15 protein-coding genes are annotated in these 13,609 nt (G+C 68.3%); 6 read left to right on the forward strand and 9 right to left on the reverse strand.

The features are described 5' to 3' along the window. The first annotated feature begins 60 nt into the window (after positions 1-60). Positions 61-1,035, forward strand: coding sequence for a lipoyl synthase (gene lipA / locus JWS13_RS15650; RefSeq protein ID WP_206006477.1), 975 nt, complete (start codon positions 61-63; stop codon positions 1,033-1,035). Beyond that, positions 1,032-1,262 carry a DUF3263 domain-containing protein gene (locus JWS13_RS15655; protein ID WP_206006478.1) on the forward strand — a complete coding sequence of 77 codons (231 nt, stop codon included), beginning with the start codon at positions 1,032-1,034 and terminating at the stop codon, positions 1,260-1,262. The genes lipA and JWS13_RS15655 overlap by 4 nt, the downstream gene beginning before the upstream one ends. 22 nt (positions 1,263-1,284) lie before the next feature. Here the strand turns inward: JWS13_RS15655 and JWS13_RS15660 are convergent, their stop codons facing one another. Then, a complete protein-coding gene (locus JWS13_RS15660; RefSeq protein ID WP_241032219.1) occupies positions 1,285-2,400 on the reverse strand; it encodes a GAF domain-containing protein in 1,116 nt (371 codons plus the stop codon). Between the two features lie 268 nt (positions 2,401-2,668). On the opposite strand from JWS13_RS15660, the gene JWS13_RS15665 reads away from it, so the two are divergent. Both JWS13_RS15665 and JWS13_RS15670 read left to right on the forward strand, forming a co-directional pair. Further along, positions 2,669-3,448, forward strand: a complete 780-nt coding sequence (locus tag JWS13_RS15665; RefSeq protein WP_206006479.1) for an acetoin reductase — start codon at positions 2,669-2,671, stop codon at positions 3,446-3,448. A gap of 90 nt (positions 3,449-3,538) precedes the next feature. Then, complete coding sequence (locus JWS13_RS15670) at positions 3,539-3,772, forward strand: hypothetical protein (RefSeq protein WP_206006480.1); 234 nt, start codon at positions 3,539-3,541, stop codon at positions 3,770-3,772. Between the two features lie 85 nt (positions 3,773-3,857). Here the strand turns inward: JWS13_RS15670 and katG are convergent, their stop codons facing one another. From katG to JWS13_RS15695, 5 genes are all read right to left on the reverse strand, one after another. After that, positions 3,858-6,086, reverse strand: a complete 2,229-nt coding sequence (gene katG / locus JWS13_RS15675) for a catalase/peroxidase HPI (protein WP_206006481.1) — start codon at positions 6,084-6,086, stop codon at positions 3,858-3,860. A 37-nt stretch (positions 6,087-6,123) separates the two neighbouring features. After that, the gene (locus JWS13_RS15680; protein ID WP_087555081.1) at positions 6,124-6,567 is read right to left on the reverse strand and encodes a Fur family transcriptional regulator; all 444 of its coding nucleotides are present in this window, start codon (positions 6,565-6,567) and stop codon (positions 6,124-6,126) included. A gap of 369 nt (positions 6,568-6,936) precedes the next feature. Beyond that, positions 6,937-7,092, reverse strand: coding sequence for a hypothetical protein (locus JWS13_RS15685; protein ID WP_179220070.1), 156 nt, complete (start codon positions 7,090-7,092; stop codon positions 6,937-6,939). An 87-nt stretch (positions 7,093-7,179) separates the two neighbouring features. Then, positions 7,180-7,842, reverse strand: coding sequence for a response regulator (locus JWS13_RS15690; protein WP_206011618.1), 663 nt, complete (start codon positions 7,840-7,842; stop codon positions 7,180-7,182). Between the two features lie 17 nt (positions 7,843-7,859). Beyond that, the gene (locus tag JWS13_RS15695; protein ID WP_206006482.1) at positions 7,860-9,035 is read right to left on the reverse strand and encodes a sensor histidine kinase; all 1,176 of its coding nucleotides are present in this window, start codon (positions 9,033-9,035) and stop codon (positions 7,860-7,862) included. A gap of 181 nt (positions 9,036-9,216) precedes the next feature. Here JWS13_RS15695 and JWS13_RS15700 point away from each other — a divergent pair, with 181 nt between their 5' ends. Next, positions 9,217-9,645, forward strand: coding sequence for a hypothetical protein (locus tag JWS13_RS15700; protein ID WP_206006483.1), 429 nt, complete (start codon positions 9,217-9,219; stop codon positions 9,643-9,645). Positions 9,646-9,680: 35 nt separating this feature from the next. Here the strand turns inward: JWS13_RS15700 and JWS13_RS15705 are convergent, their stop codons facing one another. Both JWS13_RS15705 and JWS13_RS15710 read right to left on the reverse strand, forming a co-directional pair. Beyond that, positions 9,681-10,454: a TIM barrel protein gene (locus JWS13_RS15705; protein ID WP_206006484.1), complete on the reverse strand. Its 774-nt coding sequence runs from the start codon at positions 10,452-10,454 to the stop codon at positions 9,681-9,683. 5 nt (positions 10,455-10,459) lie between these two features. After that, positions 10,460-11,515, reverse strand: coding sequence for a Gfo/Idh/MocA family oxidoreductase (locus JWS13_RS15710; RefSeq protein ID WP_206006485.1), 1,056 nt, complete (start codon positions 11,513-11,515; stop codon positions 10,460-10,462). Between the two features lie 132 nt (positions 11,516-11,647). Here JWS13_RS15710 and JWS13_RS15715 point away from each other — a divergent pair, with 132 nt between their 5' ends. After that, entirely contained in the window at positions 11,648-12,673 is a 1,026-nt protein-coding gene (locus tag JWS13_RS15715; protein WP_241032220.1) for a LacI family DNA-binding transcriptional regulator, read from the forward strand. Here the strand turns inward: JWS13_RS15715 and JWS13_RS15720 are convergent. Then, positions 12,670-13,566, reverse strand: coding sequence for a LysR family transcriptional regulator (locus JWS13_RS15720; RefSeq protein ID WP_206006486.1), 897 nt, complete (start codon positions 13,564-13,566; stop codon positions 12,670-12,672). The genes JWS13_RS15715 and JWS13_RS15720 overlap by 4 nt on opposite strands. Between the last annotated feature and the right edge of the window lie 43 nt (positions 13,567-13,609).

Below are 13,609 nucleotides of genomic sequence, written 5' to 3' on the forward strand. Positions count from 1 at the left end.
GAACCGTGGTTGCCCTCCGGCACCGCGGTTCGGTGGGAACCACCACCCAGGAATCGACACGTGACTGCCACACCACGAACATCGTCCGGGGCCGTGCAGGCCCCGCCCGGCCGCAAATTGCTCCGCCTCGAGATCCGAAACGCGGAGACTCCGATCGAACGCAAACCGAACTGGATCAAGACGAGAGCGAAGATGGGCCCGGAATACTCCGAGCTCGAGGGCCTCGTCAAACGCGAGGGTTTGCACACCGTCTGCGAAGAAGCCGGCTGCCCCAACATCTACGAATGCTGGGAAGACCGCGAAGCGACGTTCCTCATCGGCGGCGAACAGTGCACCCGCCGCTGCGACTTCTGCCAAATCGACACCGGCAAACCCACAGACCTCGACCGCGACGAACCCCGCCGCGTCGCCGAATCCGTGCAGGCGATGGGACTGCGGTACTCCACCATCACCGGCGTCGCCCGCGACGACCTCCCCGACGGCGGCGCCTGGCTCTACGCCGAAACGGTCCGCCAGATCCACCAGCTCAACCCCGGCACCGGCGTCGAGAACCTCATCCCCGACTTCAACGGCAAGCCGGACCTGCTCGCCGAGGTCTTCGACTCCCGCCCCGAGGTCCTCGCCCACAACCTCGAGACCGTGCCCCGCATCTTCAAACGGATCCGCCCCGCGTTCCGCTACGAACGCTCCCTCGGCGTGATCACCGCCGCCCGCGACTTCGGACTGGTCACCAAGTCCAACCTGATCCTCGGCATGGGCGAGACCCCCGACGAGGTCCACCAGGCGATGCTCGACCTGCACGCCGCCGGCTGCGACATCCTCACCATCACCCAGTACCTGCGCCCCTCCCCCCGGCACCACCCCGTCGAGCGGTGGGTCAAGCCCGAAGAGTTCGTCGAGCACTCCCAGGCCGCCGAGGAGATCGGATTCGCCGGCGTCATGGCCGGACCGCTCGTGCGCTCGTCGTACCGCGCCGGCCGCCTCCACGCGCAGGCAGTCCAACACCGCAACTCGAGCATGCAGGAGATTCCATGATGAACGACTCCGTCATCGACGACGCAAGGGTTGTCGAATTCGCCCGGCGCTGGCTCCCCTACGGCGGTGGCACCACCGGCGATCTCCTCGTCGAATTCGGGATGACACCCGCGTGCTACGTGGCCCGGCTCGGCAGGATCCTTTCCGGACCCGCCGGTCACCGGCTCGATCCACAACTGCGCGCGGACCTGCGTCACTTCGTCGCCGTGCGCTCGGCGCGGCGCTAGGCCAGGGATTCGGACGTCCGCCTCAGCCGACGACGTGCACGTCCACGCCGTCCGCGAACCGGTACGGATGGGTGGACAGAATGGGGCCGAGACTCTTTCGGAGACGGGAGATCTCGGCGCGCACGGCCACCACGTGGTCGCGGTCACCGAACAACGACACACTCAGCGACGCGGCATCGATTCCAGCGGAACCGCTTTCGGTCAGCACTCGCAGTATCTGCGCATGGCGCGGAGAGAGCGCGCGGGTCCAACTCGTATCGCCCCGCACCGTTGCCCGGGGGGACTCGCCGAGATCTAGTTCCACTCCGATGGTCGCCGGCCTGCCTTCGCGCCGTACCAGCCAACCGTCACCGAGCGGTTCCGGCACACACAGCCCCAATCCGGGGACCAACAGCGGCGTGCCGGGGCACGGAGGTGACACCCGATCGGGGGCGGCGATCCCACGAGCGTCGGCGACCCAGCCGTGCCGGTCCACCACGAGGGCCGGACCGGCGGTTGCCCCGAGCACCGGCGCCGCATGACCGCGAAGCTTCTCCAGGTTGATCGTGTGCTCCTGCCACAGTGTGGCCTCGGCCAACCGTACCGCCGTTTGCACCAGCGCCACCGTCGTCGGATGAACCGACATCGCCGAGCCACTGATGTCGACGACGCCGAGCACTTCGCCGCTCCGCGGATCGTGCACCGGAGAGCCCGTGCACGACCAGCCACGATGAGACCGTGCGTAATGCTCCGCCGAGAACAGCTGCACAGGAGTATCTTCCACCAACGCCGTCCCGATGGAGTTAGTACCCACCGAACTCTCGGACCATCGGGCGCCCTCCATGAATCCCAGGGCATCGGCGGCCTTCCGCAGGCCACGGGACCCTTCCCTCCACAGAACCACCCCGTCGGAGTCCGCGATCACCACGATGAAATTCGCGTCCTCCGCCACCTGAGTCAACGCGCTGCGAAGCTCCGGAAGAATCGAACGCAGGGCGGTACGCGTCCGCCGGGCTTCGACCTCGGCGCAGTCGGCCAGCACCACGTCCTCACAACTGTCGGGACTCACCCCGTCCGCTTGTAACCGCGACCACGACCTGCCGACGATCTCGCGCGGCTGCGCCGGTGGTCGCCGACCCGACAGCACTGCATCGTGCACTTGACTCAACAACCTTGCGTGCCGGGGAAGATCCACCCCCGAGCCGACAGCGGGAAGGCGGTGCCGAACCGAACCGGTAGTACTCACACCTCGGAGCCTACCGGGAATGTGAGCGCCGAACCATGACCGTTATGGACACACTTTCATTGGGAGAGAACGTAATCGGTCTTAATCTCGTCACAATGCAATCGACTGCAACCCTTGAACAGTCACGGCCGGCAATGCTTGGCTCTCGTGTGAGCACGGTCACATAGGAAAGGAGCTAGGGATGAGCATCGAGGGCAAAGTCGCGTTGATCACCGGCGCGGGCCAGGGCATCGGACGGGCGATCGCGTTGCGGCTGGCGTCGGACGGCTCCGACATCTCGCTCGTCGACGTCAACGCCGACCGGATTGACGCGGTGGCCGACGAGGTCCGGGCGGCGGGTTCGAAGGCGATCTCTTTGGTCGCCGATGTGACGGACCGCGATCAGGTCCGGTCCGCCGTCGACCGGACGGAGCGCGAACTGGGCGGCTTCGACATCATCGTCAACAACGCGGGCATCGCCCAGGTCGACCCGATCGCCGACGCGACGCCGGAGGACGTGTCACGGATCCTGGCGGTGAACGTCGAAGGTGTGCTGTGGGGAATCCAGGCCGCGGCCGACAAGTTCCGGGCGCGGGGGCACGGCGGGAAGATCATCAACGCGTCGTCGATCGCCGGCCACGAGGGGTTCGCGATGCTCGGCGTGTACTCGGCGACGAAGTTCGCGGTCCGCGCACTCACCCAGGCCGCGGCGAAGGAGTACGCGTCCGACGGCATCACCGTCAACGCCTATTGCCCCGGTGTCGTCGGCACCGACATGTGGGTCACCATCGACGAGCGTTTCGCAGCCCTCACCGGGGCGCCGAAGGGTGCCACGTTCGAGAAGTTCGTCGGCGGCATCGCCCTCGGTCGCGCACAGACACCGGAGGACGTCGCCGCATACGTGTCGTATCTCGCCGGACCGGACTCCGACTACATGACCGGGCAGGCCGGACTGATCGACGGCGGCCTCGTGTACCGGTAGGCCTCGCCCTGAGGTGGTGGTTTCGCGGCCGCAACCGCGGGTAGACGAGGTGGTGACGCGTCAGTGAGTTCGGGATGAAAGGGGGCAGCCGTGGACGCCGGCGACCTCGTCGAACGCACCGCCCGGTTGCGGGCCGATCTGCAGGCACTCGAGCACCGGATCAAGGAGTTGACCGACGCGTTCGACCTTCTCGACAGCACAGTTGACGGCGCTTCGCGGGAAGGGGTGATCGACAGCCTCAGCGACGCCCGGCTGGATCTGAGCACCGCGGACAGGCACCTCGAGACCGCGGTACGCAACGCCGAGAAACTGTCGATGGCCTGAACCCCCGGCATCCCGCGAGCAGATGCTCGCGGGATGCCGGGTCAGGTGACGGTTGGTCGGCCCCGGGGCCGACCGACCACCGTGATCAGTCGAGGTCGAACCGGTCGAGGTTCATCACCTTGTCCCACGCGGAAACGAAGTCCTGCACGAACTTCTGCTGCGCGTCGTCGGTCGCGTAGACCTCGGCGAGGGAACGCAGTTGCGAGTTGGAACCGAACACGAGATCGACGGCGGTGGCGGTCCACTTGGCGTCACCCGTGACACGGTCACTGCCCTCGTAGACGTTCTCGGCGGAGGCGGCCCCCTTCCACACCGTCCCCATGTCGAGGAGGTTGACGAAGAAGTCGTTCGTCAGCACCCCGGGCCGGTCGGTGAACACGCCGTGCGCCGTCTGCCCGAAGTTGGCGTTCAGCGCACGCAGGCCGCCGATCAGGACCGTCAGCTCGGGAGCGGTGAGGTTCAGCATGTAGGCCCGCTCGACCAGAAGCGCCTCGGCAGGCAACTTCTCTCCCGGCCGCAGGTAGTTGCGGAACCCGTCGGCCCGCGGTTCGAGGACGGCGAACGACTCGACGTCGGTCTGCTCCTGCGAGGCGTCGGTGCGGCCCGGTGTGAACGGAACAGTGATGTCCTGCCCGGCGTCCTTCGCGGCCTTCTCGACAGCCGCGGCACCGGCCAGAACGATCAGATCCGCGAGCGAGACCTTCACACCGCCGGACTGCGACGAGTTGAAGTCCTGCTGGATCTGTTCGAGGGTCTGCAGAACCTTGGACAGCTCGGCCGGGTTGTTGATCTCCCAATCCTTCTGCGGCGCAAGCCGGATCCGGGCCCCGTTGGCACCGCCCCGCATGTCGGTGCCGCGGAACGTGGCGGCCGACGCCCAGGCGGTGGACACCAGCTGGGAGATGGACAGCCCCGAGTCGAGGATCTTGCCCTTCAGGGCGGCGATCTCGCTGTCACCGATCAACTGGTGATCGACGGCAGGGACCGGATCCTGCCACAGCTGCGCCTCCGGGACCCACGGGCCGAGGTAGCGCGTGACGGGTCCCATGTCGCGGTGCAGCAACTTGTACCACGCCTTGGCGAACGCGTCGGCGAACTCCTGCGGGTTGTCGAGCCAACGGCGGGTGATCTTCTCGTAGGCCGGGTCGATGCGCAGCGAGAGGTCCGTGGTCAGCATCGTGGGGGCGCGTCCCGCCGACGAATCGAACGGGTCGGGAATCGTGCCGGCGCCCGCGCCGTCCTTCGCGGTCCACTGCCAGGCACCGGCGGGGCTCTTGGTCAGCTCCCACTCGTAGCCGTACAGAACCTCGAGGAAGCTGTTGTCCCACTTCGTCGGTGTGGGGGTCCACACGACCTCGAGACCGCTGGTGATCGCGTCCTTGCCGACGCCGGTGCCGTAAGCACTCTTCCAGCCCAGGCCCTGCTGCTCGATCGGGGCACCTTCCGGTTCCGGACCGACCAGGTCGGCGTCGCCTGCACCGTGGGTCTTGCCGAACGTGTGGCCGCCGGCGATCAACGCGGCGGTCTCCTCGTCGTTCATCGCCATGCGGGCGAACGTCTCCCGGATGTCGCGGGCGGCGGCGAGTGGATCCGGCTGGCCGTTGGGACCCTCCGGGTTCACGTAGATGAGACCCATTTGCACGGCCCCGAGCGGACCCGAGAGGTCACGATCACCGCTGTAGCGTTCGTCGCCCAGCCAGGTGTCCTCGGGGCCCCAGTAGATCTCCTCGGGCTCCCAGATGTCCTCGCGTCCGAATCCGAACCCGAAGGTCTTGAATCCCATCGACTCCAGTGCAACGTTGCCAGCGAAGACGAGGAGGTCGGACCACGAGATCTGCTTGCCGTACTTCTGTTTCACGGGCCAGAGCAGGCGGCGCGCCTTGTCGAGGCTTGCGTTGTCGGGCCAGCTGTTGAGGGGCGCGAAACGCTGGGCGCCCTGGCCGCCGCCGCCGCGGCCGTCGGCGATGCGGTAGGTACCTGCGGCGTGCCAGCTCATCCGGATGAACAGACCGCCGTAGTGGCCGAAGTCGGCAGGCCACCAGTCCTGCGAATCCGTCATCAGATCGGTGAGGTCGCGCTTGAGTGCCTCGACGTCGAGCTTCGCGAACTCCGCTGCGTAGTCGAAGTTCTCGCCCATCGGGTTGGACTTGGACGAATGTGCGTGCAGGACCGACAGCTCGGGCTGGTTCGGCCACCAGTCACGGTTCGTCCTCGGGCGGTGCGCCGTCGGAGTGGGGGACGGGATTGCGGGGTTTTCACTTTCACTGGTGCTCTGAGTGTTTCCCTCGTGAGCGACCGGGCAGCTATCGGACACAACATTCCTTCCGGGAGAGACCAATTTGGGCTGTTGGTCAGGGTTTCGATCGAGAAGTCTGTGTTGTCGAGCAGTCGGGGCACAGACCCCAGTAGATGACCTCGGCCTCCTCTACGAGGAAACCGTTGTCGTCCGACGCGGTCAGGCAGGGCGCCTCGCCGACGGCGCAGTCGACGTCCGCAATTGCCCCACACGACCGGCAGATCACGTGGTGGTGATTGTCTCCGACCCGCGACTCGTAACGAGCCACGGAGCCGGCCGGCTGTATCCGGCGCACCAATCCCACCGCGGTCACTGCGTGCAGCACGTCGTACACGGCCTGCCGGGACACCCCGTCCAGAACCGTGCGCACCGCGCCGAAAATCGTCTCCGTATCGGCGTGCGGACGTGCGTGCACCGCCTCCAACACCGCGACCCGCGGGCGGGTCACGCGAAGCTCAGCCCCGCGCAGTAACGCTGCGTAATCCGGCATCGACGGCACCCACCCACTATGGACTACTTTTCTGGACTCAGTAAAGAGTTTGCGGAAACAATTTGCCGTGACTTCCACTTACATACAAATGGTGGCCGATCACCGGAGAGTGGCCTGACAACCCGTCAGGGAAGCTCGGACGTGACCACGACTGACGGGACCGAATCCGGCGAGGACAATCCGACGGCACGGGGAACAGTCCACCGCCACCGCTGCCACCGTTGAGGTTCGGCGGGGTGGTGTTGTGCCGCCAGTCGGTGGTGCCGCCGCTGCCCCCACCACCCTCCCCTGTGACCGATTCCCCGTGCGCCGACCGTAGCCGCGCGCGACGCTTCGATTCGACACGGCCACAACGTGACTGGCGGGGGCCAGACCCCGTCAGTACCAGTACTTGCGTCCGCCCACCTTGCGGCCCATCAGCCCGAGGAGCAGGAGGAGAAGGCCGACTGCGCCGACTATGAGGCCTGCGATCCACAGTGACGAGATCTTGACGACCAAGCCGACGACGATGAGCACCACACCGATTGCGATCATGGCCAATTCCTCTGTGAGAGTGGCTCGGGCTTTTATGCGAATCCTAGGCGCAGGAAGCTGTCGGTGTCAGGGAACCACGGCAGCTGATCACACGGCCGGACCGGTGTCGCCCGGGGAGACGATGCCGTGATCGAACGCGTACACGATGGCGGCCGCGCGATCGCGGAGATCGAGTTTGAGGAAGATGTGCCCGACGTGACTCTTCACCGTTACGCCCGAGATGCCCAGCTCACGCCCGATCTCGCTGTTGCTGTGCCCGCGCCCGATCAGCGCGAGCACGTCGAGTTCCCGCGCGGTCAACTCGGTGAGGCGGTTGCGGTCCCCGTCGGACGACGGCGCTACGGTGCGGTACGTAGCGAGAACCCGTCCGGTCACAGCCGGGTCGAGGCAGGCGCCGCCCTCGGCGACGGTGCGCACGGCGCGAATCAGATCCTCGGCCGGCGAATCCTTGAGGATGAACCCTGCGGCACCGGCGCGGAGCGATCCGGACAGCAGATCGTCGTCGTCGAACGTGGTGAGCACCAGCACCGGCGGCGGCTGGGCGGCGGACCGGAGATCGCGGGTCGCCCGGATGCCGTCGACCTTCTTCATCCGCAGGTCCATGAGCACGACATCCGGAGTGTGTTCCGCGACCGCGCCCGGCACCTCCGAGCCGTCGGCGCATTCGCCGACGATCACGAAGCCGTCCTTGCGCCGCAGGATCCGGCGCAGTCCCGACCGCACCAGTTCCTGGTCGTCGACCAGCAGCACCCTGATCTCCGGGCCCGTCACGACAGTCCCGGAATATGCCGGAGAATCGCCGGCCGGCACGAGTCTCGGGGCAGTGGCACCGCGGCGTGCACCGACCACCGCCTGCCGTCCGGGCCGGCGCGGAGCGTGCCACCGAGCAACTTGGCGCGCTCGCGCATGCCCCGCAGACCGGAACCGCGCGAGCTGTCCGGTACCGAACCCCGGCCCCGGATCGGGTTGCGGATCGCGAGGATCGCCCGCTCCGGCTCGATCGTGAGCCGCACGTCGGCGCCCGCGCCGGGCGCATGTTTGGCGATGTTCGCCAGCGACTCCTGCGTGATCCGGTACAGGCCGAGACCGACTGTCCCGGTCACCGCGGACAGGTTGCCCTGCAGGTCGAAGTCCACCGGGAGACCCGCGCGGCGGAAGTCGTCGATCAGCTCGGGAAGGTCGGCAACCCCCGGTTCGGGGCGGGTACCCGCCGGGCCCGCGTCGAGCAACCCGACGGTGCGGCGGATGTCGGCCATCGCCTGCCGCCCGAGCCGCTCGGCGTCGGAGAGCGCATCCACGGCATCGTCGACGTCGCGGTCCTGCTCGAGCGCGCGGCGGGCCGCGGTCAGATGCAGCAGCGTGATGCTCAGCGAGTGCGCGATGACGTCGTGCACCTCGCGGGCGATCCGCTGGCGCTCACGGGTGGCGGCCTGCTCCGACTGAATCGCCTTCGAGGCCCGCTCCTGATGCAGGAGACGCAACTGGGTGAGCATCAGATACCCGAAAGCCCAGCCCAGTACGACTCCGGCGAGGGCGTAGGGCGCGCCGTCGAGTCGCCCCGCCACGCCGAACGCCGACAGGACCGCGATCGAGCTGACCAGGGTGGCGAGGCTGACCCCCAGCGACGCCGTCGCCGCGACCTCGCCGGTGAGGATCACCAGGATGAGCGGGGCGAAGTCGAACGCGGTGTCGGGTTGCTGCAGGAGCAGCAATGCGGCCGCCGCGGTCACGACGACGGCCAGGAACGGCCGCGGAAGCACCACGCCCAGTCTGATCATGTCTCCCGCAACGGGGGTCACCGCGGCGACCAGACCGCACAGCAGCACCCACCCCGGCGGCACGAAGCCGTCGCGTTGCGCGACAGCGGCACCGGCAATGGCGACGACCGCGATGTGCGCGAACACCGGCACGGCGAGCGGGTAGTCGTACTCGCTCTCCGCCACGCGTCGACGAAAAAATGTCGTCACCTGCACACGACCAGCGTAGGCGAACACTCACCCCGGCCGCGTCGTCTCCGGAGCGGACGCGGCCTCCGCCCACGGTAGGAGACGAGAACGCGACCGTGGCACGGCGAAACCGCCTCCGCGGATCCGTAGCGTTGCGGGCAACAACGAAACCAGGGAGGTGGCCGAGATGTCGTGGAACGATTTCCGTGCACGCCGGGCGGTACTCGAAGAGGTCCTGGCGCGGGCACACGTCGACCCCGCGCTGGCGTTGCGGTTCGACGAAGTACCCGGCGCGATCCAGCTTTTCGGTTCGTCCGACAATATTCTGCTCGCCCTGCAGCACCGGTGGAGCAACCATCTCGCCGCCCGTCTCGACCAGGCGGTCGAGGACGGCACGCCCGTGAACGCGGCGTGGCGCGAACTGGCGAATGAGCAGCCTGCGTTGCGCGCGCTCCTCGACGCCGCGGCCGCCTCGTCGCTGCGACTTCGCGGCTCCCAGCGCGACGAGCAACAGATGATCGAAGCCCACACGACCGGACGCGCGTCCGGCCACCGGAGCGACCGGCGGCCGCTCGGAACGCGACCGCCGACGATGACCCCGGTGTGACTGCTGCATGCCACCAGGACTGAATGGAACCAGGGCTACGCGAAGGCAGCCTCGAACGCGTCGAGCGCGTCGTCCGGGTCGTTCTTCGCCCAGCCCTCGAGCCCGACGACGCCGGTGTAGCCGATGTCGCGGAGGGCGGCGGCGACGGCCGGATAGTGGATTTCGCCGGTTCCGGGTTCGCAGCGTCCGGGGACGTCGGCGACCTGGATCTCGCCGATGTAGGGCAGCGCTTTTCGGACGAGCTCGACGAGGTTTCCCTCGCCGATCTGGGCGTGATACAGGTCGAGATTCATGCGCAGATGCGGGCTGTCGACCGCCCGGACGAGAGCGAGGGTGTCGGCCGCGGTCGCGAACGGGGTGCCCGGATGGTCGACGGCGAGGTTGAGGTTCTCGAGCGTGAACACCCGGCCCGCCTGTTCGCCGAGTTCGGCGACCTTCCGCAGGGTGTCGGCGGCGGTGAGCCACATTGCGGGCGTCACGGTTTCGACGGGACGAACGGGCAGTCCCCGGTTGTCGAGTCCGGTGCCGTGCAGGTTCAGCCTCGGGCAGTCGAGCCGTTTCGCGACGTCGAGGGAGTGGCGTGCGGTGGTGAGCAGCGCCTCGATGCCGTCGTGTTCGGTGAGGTTGCCCTCCAGATAGCCCGTCATCGACGAGAATTCGGCACCGCTCGCGGCGAGGGCATCGATGTCCTTGGTGGACCAGTCCCAGATCTCCACCTGGAGTCCGCGTTCGGCGATGCGCTGGACGCGGTCCGCGAACGGCAGTTCGAGGTAGAGCATTTCGGCGCTGGCGGCGAGCGAGTACGTCATCGGGGTCACCGGTCCAGTTCGACGGCGGCGCCGGTCTCGACGCTGCGGATCGCGGCGAGCGCGATCGACAGCGCGGTGCGGGCATCCTCGCCCGTCACGACGGCCGGTGTGTGGGCGCGGATCGCGCCGACGAACGCGGTCAGTTCGCCCACGTAGGCGGTGTGGAGGAGGTCGGTGTCGCGGCGCGCGGTGTCGGCGTGCTGCCCGTCGGGGCCGTAGTAGGTCATGTCGGTGCTGAGCCCGCTGCCCGCGGTGACCATGCCGCCGGAGCCGAACACCTCGGCGCGGACGTCGTATCCGTACAGCGCGCTGAAACTCGCCTCCGCCGTGGCGATGGCACCGTTGTCGAATTGCACGGTGACGACCGCGGTGTCGAGGTGGCCCGTGCTCTTGGCGTCCGGTCGCACCAGGGCGTCGGCGATCGCGTGCACCCGCACCGGTCGCGCACCCGGATTGAGGAAGCACAGGGTGTCGAAGTCGTGAATGAGCGTTTCGAGGAAGATGGTCCACTGCGGGATGCGCGCCGGATCGACGGTGAACGGGCCGGGGTCGCGCGTCAGCGAACGCAGCAGGTGTGGGGTGCCGACCTTCTGCGCGTCGATCGCCGCGCGGGCGGCGGCGAACCCGGGAGCGAACCGGCGATTGAACCCGACCTGCAGGACGATGCCCGCGTCGGCGGCCGCCGCGATGGCGCGGTCGGCGTCCTCGAGGGTCACGGCCATCGGCTTCTCGACGAAGACGTGCTTGCCGGCGGCCGCCGCCGCGACCACCAGGTCGGTGTGGCTCCGCGCGGGGGCGGTGATCAGCACCGCATCGACCTCGTCGCTGGTCAGGACGTCGTCCACGGCCGTGGTGGCGAGCGGCGCGCCCAGCGTCGCGGCGAGACGCTGCGCCGACTCGCCGACCGGGTCGCTGACCGCGACGAGCGAAGCTCCGGGGACGAGGCGGGCCACGATCTCCGCGTGATTCGAGCCGATGCGTCCGGCGCCGATCGTCGCGATGCGGACCGGCTGGGAAGCGGGCGTCGCCGTGCGGACGGGTGCGGTTTCGGTGAGTGACATGGATGCGCTCCAGAGCGGTGAAGGGTGGAGGTAGAGGCGAACTAGTACGTTCTAGTTCTAGACCGTAGAACTCGTGAGATCATTGGTCAAGAGCGGCCCCGAGCGCGGGCCCGGGAGACAGGAGTCGTGCACGTGGCCGAACCGGTGGCGGGATCGACCGGTGGTGCCCGTCCGACGATGGGCGACGTCGCGCGAGCGGCCGGAGTCTCCACGGCGCTCGTCTCGATCGTGATGCGCGGGGTTCCCGGCGCCAGCGAGGCGACCCGTCAGCGGGTGCTCGAGATCGCCGACGGGATGGGCTACGTGCCGGACCGTCGCGCACAGAAATTGCGCCAGGCCAGTTCCCGGCTCCTCGGCGTCGTGTTCGAACTGCAGCAACCGTTCCACGGCGATCTCGTCGAACAGATCTACGCGGCGGCCACCCGCCGGGGTTACGACGTGATGCTCAGCGCCGTCGCCCCGAGTCGCGCCGAGCAGGTCGCGGTCCAGGCGCTGATGCGGGAACGCTGCGAGGCCGCGATCCTCCTCGGCTCCCGGTTCGACACCGACGAACTCGGCGCGCTGGCCGACCGCCTGCCCGCCCTCGTCGTGGCACGCGCCAGCGGTCTACCCGGAGTCGGCGCCGTGCGCGGCGACGACGTCGCAGGCATCACCCTGGCCGTCGACCACCTCACCGAACTCGGGCACCGGAACATCGCCCACATCGACGGCGCCGACGCTCCCGGCGGCGCCGACCGGCGGGCCGGCTTCCTGGCCGCGATGGACCGGCACGGACTGTCGGATTCGGCAACGGTCGTGGCCGGCGGGCCGACGGAAACCGAAGGCGCACAGGGCATGCACGAACTGCTCGAGTTGCCCGCTCCCCCGACCGCGGTCGTCGCGTTCAACGACCGGTGCGCCACCGGCGTCCTCGACCTACTGGTCCGCCGCGGCCGGGACGTGCCCGCGGACATCTCCGTCGTCGGCTACGACGACTCCCGCCTGGCGCGGATTCCGCACGTGCAGATGACGACGATCTCGCAGGACGCCACACACATGGCCGACGCCGCGGTCGACGCGGCGCTGGCTCAGATCGCCGGGGGCGAGGCCGTCGACCTCGTGCTCGCCCCGCACCTGGTCCGCCGCGCGACCACCGGCCCTGTCGCACAACAGAACTAGATCCGGCCGGCGAGGAGGGCCTGCACGAAACCGCGGGTGCTTGCCGTCTGCGGCCGGCCGGCGACCTGGACGAGGGAGATGGTGCGTTCGACTCTCGGCTCCAGGGGGATGTGGACGAGCCCGGCGAACGAGATCATGGGGAGCACCAGTTCGGGAACCGCGGTGACGCCGAGCCCGGCGGCCGCCAATCCCGCTACCGCGCCGATGTTCTGCGCCTGCATGACCGGTCCGAGTTCGATGCGGGCGTCCTCGACGGCCCGGCGGACGGGCGCCGCGATGCTGCTCTCGGGACCGAACGCGATGAACGGCTGCCCGGCGAGATCGGACCACTGCAGCACCGGCCGTTCGGCGAACGGATGTGTCGGCGGGACCGCGCAATAGAAGGAGTCGCTCGTCAGGACGTCCTGTTGCAGGCCGGGCAGAATCCCCGACGTGGTGACCAGGGCGAGGTCGACCGTCCCCGAGTACACGGCGTCGAGAACCTCCTGACGCAGGCCGTCACGGATCTGGAGCCGCACATGGGGATGCTGCTCGCGGAAGTTGACCACGTACGGGGGAAGGAACGTGGCCGCGAGCGAGGGCAGGCACGCCACCGTCACGATTCCGCGGTCGCCGGTGACGAATCGTTCGATCTGGGTGAGCCCGTCGTCGAAGTCGTGGAGCATCCGCCGGGCGTGCTCGATGATCTCCTGCCCGTGCGTGGTCAGTTCGACGCGGCGGGTGGTGCGCTCGAACAGCGTGACGTCGAGTCTGCGCTCAGCCTCGGCGACCGAGCGGCTCAGCGAGGACTGGGACACGTCGAGGGCGTGAGCAGCCGACGTGAAGCTCTCGTAGTCGGCGATGGCGACGATGCTCCTCAGGTGGGAGATCCCCAGATTGATGCTCATGTGCATCAGTATGGCCGCTATTCATGCGCCGAGCAGTCCCGTTCGTCGG

It is taken from the genome of Rhodococcus pseudokoreensis (assembly GCF_017068395.1).
In the GTDB taxonomy this organism is placed as follows: Bacteria; Actinomycetota; Actinomycetes; order Mycobacteriales; family Mycobacteriaceae; genus Rhodococcus_F; species Rhodococcus_F pseudokoreensis.